Source organism: Chelativorans sp. AA-79 (assembly GCF_029457495.1).
In the GTDB taxonomy this organism is placed as follows: domain Bacteria; phylum Pseudomonadota; class Alphaproteobacteria; order Rhizobiales; family Rhizobiaceae; genus Chelativorans.
The window spans coordinates 3,266,872-3,282,493 of the sequence record NZ_CP120361.1 but is presented as its reverse complement, the minus strand read 5'-3'; the positions used below and the strand labels follow the sequence as shown (position 1 = coordinate 3,282,493).

At 64.7% G+C, this 15,622-nt stretch carries 18 protein-coding genes; 6 read left to right on the top strand and 12 right to left on the bottom strand.

The annotated features are described in order from the left end of the window. Positions 1-107 precede the first annotated feature (107 nt). Together PVE73_RS16055 and PVE73_RS16050 are read left to right on the top strand one after the other, a co-directional pair. Positions 108-1,607 (top strand): leucyl aminopeptidase, encoded by a 1,500-nt coding sequence (locus PVE73_RS16055; protein WP_277363205.1) that lies wholly within the window; start codon positions 108-110, stop codon positions 1,605-1,607. Between the two features lie 31 nt (positions 1,608-1,638). Continuing rightward, entirely contained in the window at positions 1,639-2,064 is a 426-nt protein-coding gene (locus tag PVE73_RS16050) for a DNA polymerase III subunit chi (protein ID WP_277367479.1), read from the top strand. A gap of 194 nt (positions 2,065-2,258) precedes the next feature. Here PVE73_RS16050 and PVE73_RS16045 read toward each other — a convergent pair whose 3' ends face one another. The 3 genes from PVE73_RS16045 to PVE73_RS16035 all read right to left on the bottom strand — a co-directional run bounded on the left by PVE73_RS16045 (position 2,259) and on the right by PVE73_RS16035 (position 5,851). Then, the gene (locus PVE73_RS16045; RefSeq protein ID WP_277367478.1) at positions 2,259-4,136 is read right to left on the bottom strand and encodes an ABC-F family ATP-binding cassette domain-containing protein; all 1,878 of its coding nucleotides are present in this window, start codon (positions 4,134-4,136) and stop codon (positions 2,259-2,261) included. 116 nt (positions 4,137-4,252) lie between these two features. Next, on the bottom strand, positions 4,253-5,131 hold the full coding sequence (locus tag PVE73_RS16040) for a hypothetical protein (protein ID WP_277363204.1): 879 nt from the start codon (positions 5,129-5,131) through the stop codon (positions 4,253-4,255). A gap of 207 nt (positions 5,132-5,338) precedes the next feature. Further along, positions 5,339-5,851: a DinB family protein gene (locus PVE73_RS16035; RefSeq protein WP_277363203.1), complete on the bottom strand. Its 513-nt coding sequence runs from the start codon at positions 5,849-5,851 to the stop codon at positions 5,339-5,341. Between the two features lie 132 nt (positions 5,852-5,983). Between PVE73_RS16035 and PVE73_RS16030 the strand changes: the two genes are divergently transcribed. The 3 genes from PVE73_RS16030 (at position 5,984) to ndk (ending at position 7,813) form a co-directional block, all read left to right on the top strand. Continuing rightward, positions 5,984-6,580: a GNAT family N-acetyltransferase gene (locus PVE73_RS16030; protein WP_277363202.1), complete on the top strand. Its 597-nt coding sequence runs from the start codon at positions 5,984-5,986 to the stop codon at positions 6,578-6,580. Positions 6,581-6,623: 43 nt separating this feature from the next. Further along, positions 6,624-7,316, top strand: coding sequence for a glutathione S-transferase family protein (locus PVE73_RS16025; protein WP_277363201.1), 693 nt, complete (start codon positions 6,624-6,626; stop codon positions 7,314-7,316). Positions 7,317-7,390: 74 nt separating this feature from the next. Then, entirely contained in the window at positions 7,391-7,813 is a 423-nt protein-coding gene (gene ndk, locus PVE73_RS16020) for a nucleoside-diphosphate kinase (RefSeq protein WP_277363200.1), read from the top strand. 181 nt (positions 7,814-7,994) lie between these two features. Here the strand turns inward: ndk and PVE73_RS16015 are convergent, their stop codons facing one another. The 6 genes from PVE73_RS16015 to PVE73_RS15990 form a co-directional block, all read right to left on the bottom strand. Further along, complete coding sequence (locus PVE73_RS16015; protein ID WP_277363199.1) at positions 7,995-8,477, bottom strand: molybdenum cofactor biosynthesis protein MoaE; 483 nt, start codon at positions 8,475-8,477, stop codon at positions 7,995-7,997. Between the two features lie 2 nt (positions 8,478-8,479). Next, the gene (gene moaD / locus PVE73_RS16010) at positions 8,480-8,731 is read right to left on the bottom strand and encodes a molybdopterin converting factor subunit 1 (protein ID WP_277363198.1); all 252 of its coding nucleotides are present in this window, start codon (positions 8,729-8,731) and stop codon (positions 8,480-8,482) included. A 1-nt stretch (position 8,732) separates the two neighbouring features. Then, on the bottom strand, positions 8,733-9,326 hold the full coding sequence (gene pgsA, locus PVE73_RS16005) for a CDP-diacylglycerol--glycerol-3-phosphate 3-phosphatidyltransferase (RefSeq protein ID WP_277363197.1): 594 nt from the start codon (positions 9,324-9,326) through the stop codon (positions 8,733-8,735). 177 nt (positions 9,327-9,503) lie between these two features. Beyond that, positions 9,504-11,495, bottom strand: coding sequence for an excinuclease ABC subunit UvrC (gene uvrC / locus PVE73_RS16000; protein WP_277363196.1), 1,992 nt, complete (start codon positions 11,493-11,495; stop codon positions 9,504-9,506). Then, positions 11,465-12,223, bottom strand: a complete 759-nt coding sequence (locus PVE73_RS15995) for an SDR family oxidoreductase (protein WP_277363195.1) — start codon at positions 12,221-12,223, stop codon at positions 11,465-11,467. Before PVE73_RS15995 ends, uvrC begins: the two co-directional genes overlap by 31 nt. A gap of 22 nt (positions 12,224-12,245) precedes the next feature. Continuing rightward, a complete protein-coding gene (locus tag PVE73_RS15990) occupies positions 12,246-12,449 on the bottom strand; it encodes a hypothetical protein (protein WP_277363194.1) in 204 nt (67 codons plus the stop codon). A gap of 142 nt (positions 12,450-12,591) precedes the next feature. Here PVE73_RS15990 and PVE73_RS15985 point away from each other — a divergent pair, with 142 nt between their 5' ends. Beyond that, on the top strand, positions 12,592-13,239 hold the full coding sequence (locus tag PVE73_RS15985) for an outer membrane beta-barrel protein (protein ID WP_277367477.1): 648 nt from the start codon (positions 12,592-12,594) through the stop codon (positions 13,237-13,239). Between the two features lie 78 nt (positions 13,240-13,317). Here the strand turns inward: PVE73_RS15985 and PVE73_RS15980 are convergent, their stop codons facing one another. The 3 genes from PVE73_RS15980 to PVE73_RS15970 form a co-directional block, all read right to left on the bottom strand. Next, entirely contained in the window at positions 13,318-13,974 is a 657-nt protein-coding gene (locus PVE73_RS15980) for a ribonuclease (RefSeq protein ID WP_277363193.1), read from the bottom strand. 258 nt (positions 13,975-14,232) lie between these two features. Continuing rightward, complete coding sequence (locus PVE73_RS15975) at positions 14,233-14,670, bottom strand: hypothetical protein (protein ID WP_277363192.1); 438 nt, start codon at positions 14,668-14,670, stop codon at positions 14,233-14,235. A gap of 59 nt (positions 14,671-14,729) precedes the next feature. Beyond that, positions 14,730-15,593 (bottom strand): 23S rRNA (adenine(2030)-N(6))-methyltransferase RlmJ, encoded by an 864-nt coding sequence (locus PVE73_RS15970; RefSeq protein WP_277363191.1) that lies wholly within the window; start codon positions 15,591-15,593, stop codon positions 14,730-14,732. Between the last annotated feature and the right edge of the window lie 29 nt (positions 15,594-15,622).

The following is a 15,622-nucleotide window of genomic DNA, read 5'->3' as shown; positions in this document are numbered from 1 at the left end:
TTCCCGTCTTCTCTAAACGGGTTTGGTTCTTCGTTCCACCCCTTGTCAAACCGCTCAAATCCGCCAAGATCGCGCCACCCTCCTTTTCTTCACGCACAGGACATCCAATGACCGATAAACCGACCGTCGCCTTCGCCAAGTTTGCCGCGCCGAAGAAAGGCAGCGTCATCGTGCTCGCGCCGGAAGGAGGCGATCTTGGCCAGGCCGCCGCCGCGGCGGATCCGGCCGGCGTTCTGCCGAAGGTCTTCGCCGCGGCCGAGTTCAAGGGCAAGCTTGCCGGCACCGTCGAGGCGCTCGCGCCCCATGGCACCGACTATGACCGCCTCGCGGCCATCGGCATGGGCAAGCCCGCTGCGCTCAACGAGCAGGCTTGGCTGCAGATCGGCGGCGCGGCCGCCGCTGCCGCCAGGAACGCGACCGAGGTGACGGTGATCGCGGATGCGGCCGGTCTCGAGCCCTCCGCCCGTGACATCGCCAATATCGGCCTCGGCATCCTGCTGCGCGCCTATGTCTTCGACAAATACAAGACGCGCAAGGAGGAGAACGGTGTCAAGCAGCCGAAGAACCGGAAGGATGTGACCTTCACCATCCAGTGCGCCGATCCCGGCGCCGCCAGAAAGGCCTTCGCGGAAGCCTCTGCCGTGGCGGACGGCGTGTATCTCGCCCGCGACCTCGTCAACGAGCCCGCCAATGTGCTGGGCCCGGTGGAATTCGCCGCCAAGGCGAAGGAATTGGAGGGACTCGGGGTCAAGGTGGAGATCCTCACCGAGAAGGAGATGAAGAAGCTCGGCATGGGCGCTTTGCTCGGCGTGGCGCAGGGCTCCGTCCGGCCGCCGCGGCTCGTGGTGACGCAGTGGAACGGCGGCAAGCAGAAGCAGAAGCCGGTGGCCTTCGTCGGCAAGGGCGTGGTCTTCGACACCGGCGGCATTTCCATCAAGCCCGCGGCGAGCATGGAGGACATGAAGGGCGACATGGCGGGTGCGGCCGCCGTGGTGGGCGTCATGCACGCGCTCGCCGCCCGGAAGGCCAAAACGAACGCAGTCGGCATCATCGGACTCGTCGAGAACATGCCGGACGGCAATGCCCAACGCCCCGGCGACATCGTCACCTCGATGTCCGGCCAGACGATCGAGATCATCAACACGGATGCGGAGGGGCGGCTCGTGCTGGCCGATGCGCTCTGGTACTGCAAGGAGGAGTACAAACCGCAGTTCATGGTGAACCTCGCGACCCTGACCGGCGCGATCATCATCGCACTCGGCAACAGCCATGCCGGCCTCTTCTCCAATGACGACGCGCTGTCGGAGCATCTCACGGCGGCGGGTCTCGCCACGGGCGAGAAGGTCTGGCGCATGCCGCTCGGCAGCGAATATGACAAGCTGATCGACACCAAGAATGCCGACATGAAGAACACGGGCGGGCGCAGCGCCGGCTCCATCACGGCCGCGCAATTCCTCAAGCGGTTCGTGGACGACACGCCCTGGGCGCATCTCGACGTGGCGGGCACGGCGATGGGCTCGCCGTCCTCAGAGATCAACCAGTCCTGGGCTTCCGGATTCGGCGTGCGCCTGCTCGACCGCCTCGTGGCCGATCACTACGAGAGATAGAGGGGTAGGGGTGGACGTCCTTTTCTACCACATGACCGAGTCGACGCTGGAAGAGGCGTTGCCTCCGCTTGTGGAAAAGAGCCTCGAGCGAGGCTGGCGCGTCGGCATCCAGACGGCGAGCGAGGAGCGTCGCGACGCGCTCGATTCACGGCTTTGGACCTTCCGCGACGACAGTTTCGTGCCGCACGGGACGGATCGCGAGCCCCATGCGGCCGAGCAGCCGGTGATCCTCACCACCACCGCCGCCAATCCCAACGCCGCGACGATCCGCTTCCTGGTGGACAGTGCGGAGCCGGGAGCGCTCGAAGGCTACCAGCGCGCCGTCTTCCTGTTCGACGGGCATGATGCCGGCCAGCTGGAAGCCGCCCGTGCGCAATGGAAGGTCATGAAAGCAGCCGGCCACGACGTCACCTATTGGCAGCAGGGGCCCGACCGGCGCTGGCAGAAGAAGGCGTGAGGGTAGGGGAGTAGGGGAGTATTTCGTTGCCCTTTGCTTGCTCGCCTTGCCGGTGGAAACGTTCAGGGATGGATCCTCGGGCTTGGCACGAGGATCCATGCCTGAACATCGACGCATTACCGGCAATCAAGAACACACAGGAGGAGAACTCGGTTCCGAGTGGCGGCCGGCTGCATCTTCAGCCACCGCCCCAACTACTCCGCCACTCCCTCCTCGTACTCCGCCGAAAGCTCCAGCCACTTCTCTTCCTGCCGCGCGATGGTCTGGACGAGTTCCCCGCGCTCCTTGGCAAGCGTTGCGACCTTTCCCGGGTCACGCTCGTAGAGCCCCGGGTCGGCCATCTGCGACTCGATGGATTCGAGCCGCTTTCGCATGCGCTCGATCAGGCCTTCCGTCGCCTTGATCTCCTTGGCGAGCGGCTCGAAAGCCGCACGGCGCTTGGCGGCCTCGCGCCGCCGGTCGGCCTTGGACGCCTTGTCGGCCTCGCGCTTCTCCCGGTTGCGGCTCGCGCCCCCGGTGGTGCGCGCGCGGTAATCCTCCATGTCGCCGTCATAGGGCCGCACCGTGCCCTTGTCGACGAGCCACAGCCGGTCGGCGCAGGACTCGATCAGGTGCCGGTCGTGGCTGATGAGGATCACCGCGCCCTCATAGCTGTTGAGCGCGTCGATGAGGGCCTCGCGGCTGTCGATATCGAGGTGGTTCGTCGGCTCGTCGAGGATGAAGAGATGCGGTGCGTCGAAGGAGGCGAGGCCCATCAGGAGGCGCGCCTTCTCGCCGCCGGAAAGTTCCTTCGCCGGCGTGTCCATCTTCTCAGTGGATAGCCCGAACTGGGCCACCCGCGCGCGCACCCTGGCCTCCGGCGCATCCGGCATCAGCCTGCGGACATGCTGATGCGCGTTCTCGTCCGGCCTGAGGTCGTCGAGCTGGTGCTGGGCGAAGATCGAGACCTTCAGGCCCGGCGCGAGCGTCACGGCCCCCGCCTCGAGCTTCAGCCTGCCCGCGATCAGCTTCGCGAAGGTGGACTTGCCGTTGCCGTTCGATCCCAGAAGCGCGATCCGGTCGTCATTGTCGATGCGCAATGTGAGGTTTCTCAGCACCGGCCTGCCCGGCTCGTAGCCCACCGCCCCGCCCTCGATGGCGACGATGGGGGAGGCGACCGCCTTCACGGGGTTCGGAAAGCGGAAGGGCATCACGTTCTCGTTGACCGCGGCGGCGATCGGCTGCAGCCGCGCAATGGCCTTCAGCCGCGACTGCGCCTGCCTTGCCTTGGATGCCTTGTAGCGGAAGCGCTCGACGAAAGCCTCCATATGCTTCTTCTGCGCCTCCTGCTTGGCGCGCATCTTCTCCTGCAGTTCCGCCTTTTCGGCATATTGCCGGGCGAACTGGTCGTAGCCGCCGCGCCAGAAGGTGAGCTTTTTCTGTTCCAGGTGCACGATGTTGTTGACCGCGCGGTTGAGCAGGTCGCGGTCGTGGCTGATGAGGAGCACGGTGTGGGGATAGCGCGCCAGATAGCCTTCGAGCCACAAGGTCCCTTCGAGGTCGAGATAGTTGGTCGGCTCGTCGAGGAGCAGGAGATCGGGCTCGGCGAAGAGCACGGCCGCAAGGGCCACGCGCATGCGCCAACCGCCGGAGAAGGATGAGGCAGGCCGTTTCTGTGCCTCCACGTCGAAGCCGAGGCCGGCGAGGATCGCGGCCGCGCGCGCTTCCGCCGAATGGGCGTCGATATCGGCAAGCCTCGTCTGGATCTCGGCGATTCGGTGCGGGTCCTTCGCCGTCTCGGCTTCGCGCATCAGGCGGTCCCGCTCGGTATCGGCCTTGAGCACGATGTCGATCAGGGGCTCTTCCGTGCCCGGCGCCTCCTGCGCCACCTGGCCGATGCGCGTGCCCTTGGGCAGGCTGATGGAGCCCGTTTCCGGCGAAAGCTCCCCCGTGACGGCGCGGAAAAGCGTCGTCTTGCCGGTGCCGTTGCGGCCGACAAGGCCGGCCTTAGTGCCGGCTGGCAGCGTGAGGGAGGCGTGCTCGATGAGGAGACGACCGGCAACGCGAAGAGAAAGATCGGTGATCGTAAGCATGGCCGCGAGGTTTTGGCCGAGGCGGCGCACGGTTGCAAGCCTGCGCGGCTCATTTTACGGCCGCCGACGCAAAACGGCCCGCGCGGACGCGGGCCGTTCCTGAACGATAGGTTTCTTTAGCGGCTTGCCATCTGCAGCAGACGGCAGAGCTCCACGAGGTTGCTCTCGTAGCTTGCCGGGCTGGACAGGATGCCGCGGCAGAGCTTCTTGTTGCGCCGGAGTTCCTCGTCGGACATGCCGGCCACGAGGCTGCGGATGGCGCCATTGCCAGCGCCACCGCCGCCGCCGGCGATGCCGCCGCCACCACCAGCGCCGCCGCCACCGCCGCCGCCGCCGCCACCACCAGCGCCACCGCCGCCGCCGCCGCCACCGCCGCCACCGCCACCAGCGCCGCCGCCGCCGAGGCTGATGTCGACATCGGCGTCGATCAGGCTGGAGCCACCGACATTGGCGCCGACGCTGGCATTGATGCCGTTGCTACCACCAATGCTCACATTGGCATCGGTGTCGAGAAGTCCGCTCGAGCCTCCGACATTGGCGCTGAGGTTGCTGTTGACGCCGTTGGCGCCGCCTGCGCTCACATTCGCCTTGGCGTCGGCGAGGCTGGAACCGCCGACGGTGGCGTCGACGCCGGCATTGACACCGTTGGCCCCGCCGATGGAGAGGTCGGTGTCGGAATCGAGCAGGGAGCCCCCGCCGCCGCTGAGCACGCCACCCTCGCCGAACAGCGATCCGCCGCCGATCGTGTTGTTGCTGCTGGCCTGGATGCCGCCGAGATTGACGCCGACATTGGTATCGAGGCCCCCATTGCTGTTGCCGCCGAGGCTGACGCTGGCGATACCGAGATCGATACCGAACCCGCCATCGCTGCCGCCAAGGCTCCCGCCACCGAGTCCTCCGCCGCCGAGATCAAGGGCGGACGCAGGCGTTGCGAGGCTGAGCGCCAGCGCGCCGCTCGCGATTGTCGTAAGAAGTCCCGTCTTGAACCTGAGCATGTTTCACTCCTGAGATTGTTGCCGTGATCAGGTGTGAAGAGCATAGCCAAGACATGCAACCAGTGCACGAAGAAGGTTCTGTAATAGTATGTAAGTTACTTAATAATGGATGAGATTAGTTTAAATTTTTAATTTTCGCGTTCTTGCTAATTGTTTCCCTTGCGTTTCATCATTTGTAAAGACTTTAGGCCAGGTCTCCGATAGCCTCTATGCGTAGTCCCGTCCCTCGGCCGTCCTGTGGAAATAGGCGAGGTCGAGCGAAGGAGGATTCTTGCCCAGCAGCGACAGGATTCCGTGGGCCTGCCCGCGGTGGTGCGCGTGGTGGTTGAAGAAGTGGGAAAGCGCGGGAGCAAGCCGCTGCGACACGACTTTTGGATCGACCACGGTCATATAGGTGAAGCGGCCGTCGAGGGCGGCTTCGTCCAGTCCGCCTGTCCATTCGAGGATGCGCCGGTCCTCGGCCTCGCGGGCGAGCCGCAGCGCCGGCAGCCCGGAATGCAGGATGGTATCGAGCCGCGCCGGCGCATCGCCCTCGCCGGTGAAGCGTTTCATCCAGATGCGGTCGGCGACGAGGATATGGTTGAGCGTCCCCATCATCGATTTGAAGAAGGCGCCCACGTCGCGCGTGAATTCCTCGGGCGTCAGTTCGGCCGCCGCTTCGTAAAGGCGCCCGTTCGCCCAGCGGTTATACGCCGCCATCATCTCGAAATGCTGCTTCATGCTTCCGCTCCCGCTCGTTTTCGGACCCTTGATGGTTATCGTAACTCTTTCGCCCGCACTCATGAATTCCATATATCTTTTCGTGTCGCAAAATCGATTGGAATGGCGTTTCCCGATGGGATAGGTGCAAGCGTGACGCTTCGCGAGAGCCCAACGGGGTATAACGCCGTGCAACTGGTCGAGCCGAGGATCGAACACCTGCCGGGTTGCGTCGCCGCATTGGAGAGCGGCCGGTCACCCGCCAATATTCGGGGAGGCGGCGTTGCAAGGGAGCAACTCGAGAAGATCAGGCGCGACGCGGCGGCGTTTGTCGAGACTCTGGACGATGTGGAAGCGAAGGGCAATCCCGTGAAGCTGCCCGACGGATCGCAGGTTCCGCGCCTGCCCGGATATCACCGGTGGATGTGGGACGGAGCATTCTGCGGCTCCATCGGCTTCCGTTGGCAGGAGGGAGCCTCGGAACTGCCGCCGCATGTCCCCGGCCATGTCGGCTATGCGGTCGTTCCCTGGAAAAGGGGGCGAGGATATGCGCGCCAGGCTTTGCAGATGCTTCTTCCGGACATCAAGGCGCGCGGGCTTGCTTTCATCGAAATAACCACCGACGCCAATAACATCCCTTCGCAGCGTGTCGTCACGGCATGTGGCGGGCAGTTCGTGGAGCGGTTTCTCAAGCCGGACATGTATGGCGGAGCTGAAGCTTTCCGCTATCGCATCGAATTGACCGCATAGCTTCTGCAGGATGCCGGCGGTATAGGGAATGATGGGAAAGCACATGACCATTCTGCTTTATGATCTCGTCGGTCGGGACGAGGCTCGTCCGTTCAGCCCCCATTGCTGGAAGGTCGCCTTCGCGCTGGCCCACAAGGGGCTGGCCTTCGAGCGTGTGCCCACGCGCTTCAGAGAGGTGCCCGCGGTCGAGGGCGGGGCGAGCAAGTCCGTTCCGCTGATCCGAGACGGCGAGCGGCTGGTGCGCGATTCCTTTGCGATCGCGCTGTACCTGGACGAGGCCTATCCGGACCGCCCGAGCCTGTTCGGCGGGGACGGGGGCAAGGCGATGGCGCGGTTCGTGGAGCGCTGGTCGCAGCTCACTTTGCACAGCTTCATCGGCCAGGCGGCGCTTTTGGACATTCACGGCCTGCTCGATCCGCAAGACCAGGCCTATTTCCGGCAGAGCCGCGAGCAGCGCTTCGGCAGGCCGCTGGAGGCGGTGCCGGCCGATCGCGAAGAGAGGCTTCAGGCCTTTCGCGCCTCGCTGGAGCCGCTGCGCACGCTCTTCTGGCATCAGCCCTTCATCGGCGGGGAGGGTCCGCTCTTCCCGGATTACATCGTCGCCGGCGCACTGCAATGGGCGCGCGTGTCTTCGCCCTTTCCCTTCCTGGCGGAGGATGATCCGGTGGCGGATTGGTTCGGCAGGCTCCTCGACCTCCACGAGGGACTGGGGCGCAGCGTGCCGGCCGCGGCCTGAACGCTCTTCACAGGGAAGCCAACCGCCGCTATAGACCCGCCATCTCGGAATTCCCCTGAAACGAAGGACATGAAATGGCGATCGAACGCACCTTTTCCATGATCAAGCCGGACGCGACCAAGCGCAACCTCACCGGCGCCATCACCAAGATGTTCGAGGATGCGGGCCTGAAGGTCGTCGCCTCCAAGCGCGTCTGGATGAGCCGCCGGCAGGCCGAAGGCTTCTATGCCGTCCACAAGGAGCGGCCCTTCTTCGACGAGCTGTGCGAGTTCATGTCCTCCGGGCCCACGGTGATCCAGGTGCTCGAGGGCGAGAACGCCATTGCCAGGAACCGCGAGATCATGGGCGCCACCAATCCCGCCAATGCCGACGAGGGCACCATCCGCAAGCTCTACGCCCTGTCCATTGGCGAAAACTCCGTACACGGCTCCGACGCGCCGGAAACGGCCGCCGAGGAGATCCGCTACTGGTTTTCGGAGACCGAGATCGTCGGCTGATCTCCTGGTAGGCAGGCTTTGAACTATAGAGCCGGGGCATGCCCCGGCTTTTTTGTCGATGACTTCGGAGAAGCTGGTGACGTGCCGGCGTTCAGGCATGGATCCTCGGGTCAAGCCCGTGGATCCATGCCTGAACATCAAAACGCCTCCGGCGCTTGTCGTCAGGACGGTCAGCGCTCTCTTACCTGATCTTTCGATCGGTCCAGCGTCCGAGCGCTTCCTCGTCCGCAGTCTTGGCCTCGACCCAGCGGCCGGGTTCTTCCCCTGCCGGATGCTCCTTCTTCCAGAAGGGCGCCCGCGACTTGAGGTAATCCATCAGGAAATCGGCCGCTTCCAGCGCCGCCCTGCGGTGCGACGAAGCCGCCACAACGAGCACGATGTTCTCGCCGGGGCGGACCTTGCCGAAGCGGTGGATGACGGTGAGGCCCGAAAGCCGCCAGCGCTCCGCCGCCTCCCGCGCGATGCGCGTGATCTCGGCTTCGGCCATGCCGGGATAGTGTTCCAGCTCCAGGGCTGCGAGGCGGCCGCCCTCGTCGCGGCAGAGTCCGGTGAAGGTGACCACCGCGCCCACATCCCTGCGTCCTGCCGTCAGCCGGCGCATCTCGGCCTCAAGGGCGAAATCCTCGGCCTGGACGCGTATATGGGGTTCGCAGCCGCTGGCCATGCTCAGCCTCCGGTCATGGGCGGAAACAGCGCCACCTCGCCATCATCAGACAGCTTCGTATCGTGATCGACGTGCTCGTGGTCGATGGCCACGCGGATCACCTGCGGATGTTCGAGCGCCGCGGCATAGCCGCCGCCGCGCGCCTTGAGCCATTCCAGGAGATCGGCCACGGTCTTCACCTCGCCGGGCAGGGCGACCTCCTCGGCCTCCCTGCCGATCCTCTCGCGCACCCAGGCGAAATAGACGAGCTTCATCTCATTCCTCGATGATGTGCTTCAGGCCGGCCCGGAAATAATCATAGCCCGTGTAGAGCGTTACGAGCGCGGAGAACCAAAGGAGCGCGATGCCCGTTTCGGTCACATAAGGCACGATCTTGTCCCCGGCAGGCCCCGCGAGCAGGAAGCCGATCGCCAGCATCTGGATCGCGGTCTTCCACTTGGCGAGCTGCGTCACCGGAACGCTGACCTTGAGCGCCGCGAGGTATTCGCGCAGGCCGGAGACGAGAATCTCGCGGCAGAGAATGATGATGGCGGCCCAGAGCGACCAGCCGGCGATGGTGCGGTCCGTATCGGCGGCGAGCAGCAGCAGGGAGGTCGCCACCAGCAGCTTGTCGGCGATCGGATCCAGCATCCTGCCGATATTGGAGGTCTGCTTCCAGCTGCGGGCAAGATACCCGTCGAAATAGTCGGTCACACTGGCGGCGATGAAGATGCCGAGCGCGGACCAGCGCGCGAAATCGCTCGATTGCAGCCGCCCCTCCAGGAAGAAGCACAGCACGATCAGCGGCACCGCCAGGATGCGCGCATAGGTGAGCAGGTTGGGCAGGTTGAAGGCGCGTTGCTGCGACATGGATTGCTGGCTCATGGTGCCCTAAGCATTTTGCAGCCAAATAAGACCAAATTGGCGTCCGGCCACCGGCGGCGGGAACAATTGAGGCGGTACCTCCGGTCATCCCGGAATAGCCCCCTCTCTACTCAAATCAGCAGGGTGCGCCGCGGTCAAGCCGCTGTCGGCGTGTTGCGGCCTCTAGCCGCTCTCGTGGAAATGGTTGTAGACCAGCCGCGCAATGGATTCGGAGATGCCGTCCACCTCCATCAGGTCCTCGATGCCTGCACGGCTCACCGCCTTTGCGGTGCCGAAATGATGAAGCAGCGCGCGCTTCCGGCCGGGGCCGATGCCGGAGATCTCGTCGAGCGGGTTCTTCACCATTTCCTTCTTGCGCCGCGCGCGGTGCGAGCCGATGGCGAAGCGGTGCGCCTCGTCGCGCAGGCGCTGCACGAAATAAAGCACCGGGTCGCGCGGCGGGAGCGTGAAGGGCGGCCGTCCTTCCATGAAGAAGCGCTCACGCCCCGCATCGCGATCCACACCCTTGGCCACGCCGATCGCCGTCACCAGGTCGGCGATGCCGAGATCGTCGAGGATCTGCCGCACGGCCGACATCTGGCCCTGGCCGCCGTCGATCAGGATGACGTCGGGCCAGGCCGGGAAGGCGGCATCCACCTCCGCCTCTTCCTCGCCAGTGCCGTTGCCGGGCAGGCCCTGCTCCTTGATGAGGCGGGCGAAGCGCCGCTGCATCACTTCGCGCATCATGCCGAAATCGTCGCCCGGCGTGATCTCGGTCGAGCGGATATTGAACTTGCGGTACTGGTTCTTCACGAAGCCTTCCGGCCCCGCCACGATCATTGCGCCGACCGCGTTCGTGCCCATGATATGCGAGTTGTCGTAGACCTCGATGCGCCGCGGCGCGGCCTCGAGCCCGAAGGTCTCCGCGAAACCGTCGAGCAGCCGCGCCTGCGAGGACGTCTCGGCGAGACGGCGTCCGAGCGCCTCGCGGGCGTTCTGAGCCGCGTGGTCGGTCAGGTCCTTCTTCTCCCCCCGTTGCGGCACGGAGACCGTGACCTTGCGTCCCGCGCGGGCCGAGAGCGCCTCGGCCAGAAGATCCTGATCCTCCACCGGATGCGAGAGGAGCAGAAGGCGCGGACAGGGCTTGTCGTCGTAGAACTGCGCCAGGAAGGAACCAAGCACTTCGGCGGGGCCGAGCGCCGGGTCGGCCTTCGGGAAGTAGGCCCGGTTGCCCCAGTTCTGGCCGGTGCGGAAGAAGAAGACCTGGATGCAGGTCTGGTCGCTTTCCTGATGGATCGCGAAGACATCCGCCTCCTCGATGCCCTGCGGGTTGATGCCCTGGTGGCTCTGCACGTGGCTCAGCGCCGAAAGCCGGTCGCGGTAGATGGCGGCCCGCTCGAAATCGAGCGCTTCGGAGGCTTCCTGCATGGCTGCGGCGATCTCCGCCTTCACTTTCGAGGAGCGGCCGGAAAGGAAATCCTTGGCCTCCGACACGAGCTCGGCGTAGTCATCCGGATTGATCTCGCCCGTGCAGGGACCGGAGCAGCGCTTGATCTGGTAGAGCAGGCAGGGCCGCGTGCGGCTCTCGAATACCGAATCGGTGCAGGTGCGCAGGAGAAAGGCGCGCTGGAGGGAATTGATCGTGCGCCCGACGGCGCCGGCGGAGGCGAACGGCCCGAAATAGTCGCCCTTGCGCGAGCGCGCGCCGCGATGCTTGAAGATGCCGGGCGCGGGGTGGTCTCCGGTGAGCAGAATATAAGGGAACGATTTGTCGTCGCGCAAAAGCACGTTGAAACGGGGGCGCAGGCGCTTGATGAGATTGGCCTCGAGCAGCAGCGCTTCCGTTTCGGTGCGCGTGACGACGAACTCCATCGACGCCGTCTCGCGGATCATGCGCTCGATGCGGTTCGAATGGCCGCGCCCCTGGGCGTAGTTGGTGACGCGCTTCTTGAGGCTGCGCGCCTTGCCCACATAAAGCACGTCGCCGTTCCGGTTCATCATCCGGTAGACGCCGGGCGCGTTGGGCAGCCGCTTCACGACCGCCTGGATCATCTCCGCGCCGATGGCGGCGGTTTCGCTGCCCGCGCTGTCCCAATCGAGCGCCGCATCCTGGAGCGCGCGCACAGGGGTAAGGTCCGCCGCGCTCACGCTGCGCCTCCGGCCGCATCGTTCCATGCGAGGTGCTTGCCGCCGTCGAGCGCGATCATCTGCCCCGTGACCGACGGCGTCTCCCACAAATAGCGGATTGTCGCGCCGAATTCGCTCAGATTCGGGCCGCGGCCGAGGATGAGCCCCGCCGTCTGCCGGCGGAAGCTCGCCTCGTCCTCGCCCCTGTCCGGCAGGGTGGGGCCGGGACCAATCGCGTTGACCCGGATTCGGGGCCCGAGCGCCTGCGCCATGGTGCGCGTCGCCGTCCACAACGCCGCCTTCGAAAGCGTGTAGCTGAAATGGCGCGGGGTGGGCTTCCACACGCGCTGGTCTATCATGTTCACAATCATGCCTTCATGGTCTTGCGGCAGGAACCGTACGAATTCCCTCGCCAGGATCGCCGGTGCCTTCACGTGGAGCGCGAAATGCCGGTCCCAGGTCTCGTCCGCGAAGTCTGTTACCGAATCTTCCTCGAAGACGGATGCATTATTGACGAGGAGCCCGATCGGGCCAAGCGCAGCCTCCGCCTCCTCTACCAGCCGCCCTGCCTGCGTGGTGTCAGTAAGGTCAGCCTGCAGAACATAGGCACTGCCGCCCGAATCTGAAATGCCGGCTGCAAGCTTTTCGGCTTCCGCACGCGATTGTCCGCAGTGAATCGCCACGGCGAAACCGTTCGCTGCGAGATCGAGCACAATTGCCCGCCCGATTCTTTTAGCTCCACCGGTGACGAGGGCACTTTGTTTTGCCGGCCTCATTCGCACATCCATTTTGTATTATTTAGATCGCCGCAAATATATACTCTTCCTTTTCAAATCCCCAGTCGCCTGGTTCGGCATCTATACCTTTGCCGGCGGCCACTATGGTTAGCAGAGTTTTAATTGAACAGCCCGACATGATCAAATTTGTTGCATCCGGGCCACACTCGCTGCCGTAGGGGAGGACAGGAATACATGTTTTCCAATTTAGCCATTTTGCGGCCATCTTTCACGGCTTTTCCATCGAGCCGGCGGAACCGCGCGGCCACAAACATCGTTATGCGCCCGCGGTTGGGGTACTTGGACGTTTGCCGGTTTCCGGGATGCGTCCATTCCTCGAATTTGCTCATGTGGCTAAGGAGATCACAATGAAGGCCAACAAGAACTCGATGCTAGGCTTTGCGGCCGCGGCCGCGATCGTCGCAATGGCGATGCCGGCCTATGCCGCCGACGTCGTCTACGAACAGCCGCCGGCACCGCCCGCGGCTCCGATGGAAGTGGCGCCGGTCGCCACCTGGGCCGGCCCCTATGCGGGTATCGCGCTCGGCTACGGCTTCGCCGGCGAGGTGAGCGCGGACGGCGGTCCCGACATCGATACCGACGGCTTCGTCGGTAACGTGTTCGGCGGCTGGCAGGGGCAGTCCGACCGGTTCGTCTACGGTGTCGAGGGTGACATCGGCTACAACGGCATGAAAGGCGACGAGGGCGGCGTGGACGTCGAGCACGGCGTCGATGGGTCTATCCGCGCCCGCCTCGGCTATGCCGCGACCGACAACGTGCTGCTCTATGCCACCGGTGGTGGCGCGGCGAGCCGGCTCGAAGCTTCGGCCCCGGGCATTTCCGAGTCGGAGACCGCTCTCGGCTGGACGGCCGGTGCCGGCGTGGACGTGAAGCTGACGCCGAAGTCCTTCGCACGTCTCGAGTACCGCTACACCGACCTCAGCGCGGACTTCGACGGCGGCGACGTCGACACGACCAGCAACCGCGTCCTGCTCGGCGTGGGTATGCAGTTCTAAGCAGGGCGGAAACGCCAAAAAAAGCCGGGCCCTGCGCCCGGCTTTTTCTTTTTGGGGCCATGTCCGTTCGATGAAAGATCACCGCACGGGCGGCATGGTCACGCTCCGCTGCCGGCAGGACTTCTCGTCCACCTCCTCGCACGGGCGGAACTCCAGATCACGTGTCATGCAGATGCGCACCTCGCGCAGGTAGCGCCCGTCGCAGACGACGGCGATCCCGGCGGCATCGAGCCCCGGATTGGCCGCGCGGAATTCTTCCTCCACCTTGTCCGGTGAAACGGAAAGCGGCCTTTCCAGCCTCGATAGACCCTCAGGGATTTCGATCCGGCCGCGCGCCTCGCGCAGCAGTGCGAAATAAGCCTCCTGCCCGAGACCGGTGCAAGAGCCGTGCTTGCGCCATTGGTGGCCGATCAGCCCGGCGGAAGGCACGATGTCGTGATAGGCCTCCACGAGGCGCCGCGGCACCCGTTCCGGTTGGCGGCTGGGGCAGAATTCGGGATAGCCGCTCTCAAATTGCGGCCACAGCCCATGCACCACGAAGGCATAGGGGCGGGCGGCGTCGCATTGTTCGGGATTGGCGTCCTCCGCCTCGGCCGCGCAGTAGCTCGGCGACCAGGACAGCGAAAGCACGTAGAAATCGAAGGTCCCCGGTTCGGCGCCGCGCTCGCCGGGCAGGGCAGGTGATGCGGTCGCCGCGGTGAGGAAAAGGGCGGCCGCCCACCTCCGCAGTCTCACCTCCGCCTGGTTTTGACGCGCACCGGCCGGGTGCGCCTGTGATACCAGAGCGGCAGCATCAGGGTCGGGAGAAGAAGCGGAAGATAAAACAGAGCCAAGAGATCCATCATGAAATCCTATATCGATATGCGAAGTCACCGTGGCAATACCCGCCTATTGGAACGGACAAAAAAGAACGCGCGGTTTGCACGCGCACGAAAATAAGTCTCAAAATCTCGTTGCGAGGCGGTGAATGGCCGGAAGAGGGGCCGCAGCCCCTCAGCGCAGAACCCGGCAATCATTGTTGTAGACGTTCCATCGGTCGAAGCCGAGGACGCAGAATTCGACATTGTCCCCGACGCCGGCGAAGCCCTGGCCATATTCGATCATGTACCAGATGGGCCGGTCCTCGCCCGAGGTGAGCCGGGCGGTGCCCGCGCAGTAGAGCCGCTCGATCGTGCCGTTGACGGTCCTGGGCTCATGCCTGGTAAGGTGCACGCCGTAAAGGTCGACGATGCCGACATCAGGCAGGTGCGGCACATGCGTGACCTGGTAGCGGAAATTGTTCTGGATGTTGCCGAGCACGCTGCGATGGCCGCAGATATCGTCCGTTCCCCGGTAGACACCGACATAATCGGCGGCCTCCACCGTGGCCGTCTGCATCACGGCCGAGAGGGCGAGTGCGAAACCTGCGGCGAATGCCGTTGGGCGTGCCATGGAGCGTCTCCTGATGATGCCGAGTTCGGGATGCAGTTTCCGCCAGCCATCCGTTCCGGTCAAGATGGCGTCTGCGCTTCCTCCGTCAGCTGTCGGGTGAAGAAGCTTCCGTTTCCATCCTCGCCGAGTAGGTTCGCCAGGACGGGAAGGAGGATGCGCAGCTCCCGTTTGAGGATGTAGGGCGGATTGGCCACGATAATGCCCGTCCCATCGAGCCGCGGCTCGGGCGAGGGCTGCCGGACCAGGAGGCCGACATCGAGGATGTCCGGTACGCCGCTTCGCGTGAGGGCCGCGCGGAAGCGGTCCACCTCTTCACCGTCCTTGATGGGATACCAGAAAGCGTAGATGCCGCCCGGCCAGCGCCGGTGCGCCTTCCTGAGGCCGTCCACCATGCGGGCGAATTCGCCTTCCTGCTCGAAGGGCGGGTCGACCAGCACCAGCCCGCGCTTCTCCTTTGGCGGAAGATGCGCGCCGAGCGCCAGCCAGCCGTCGAGCTCGATGATGCGCACCTGGTGGTCGCCCGCGAAATTCTCCTTGAGCGCTTCGGCATCCCGCGGATGAAGCTCGATTGCCGTCAGCCGGTCCTGCCGGCGCAGGAGGTGGCGCACGATCATCGGCGAGCCGGGATAAACCGCGAGCGAATCGCCCTGATTCACCGCGCGAACGGAATCGAGCAAGGGCTTGAGAAGATTCGCTGCTTCCCCCTCGATCGGAGTGGCGGTGAGTCGGCCGATGCCGCCCCGCCATTCGCCGGTCTTCTGCGCCTCCTCGGAGGAAAGATCGTAGAGCCCCACTCCGGCATGCGTGTCGATCACGCGGAAGGGCTTCTCCTTGCGCTTGAGGTATTCCACGACGCGTGTGAGCACGGCATGCTTCACCACATCGGCGAAATTTCCTGCATGATAGGCGTGGCGGTAGTTCATCGGCTCTTTCGCTCGGGCGTCCATCATTT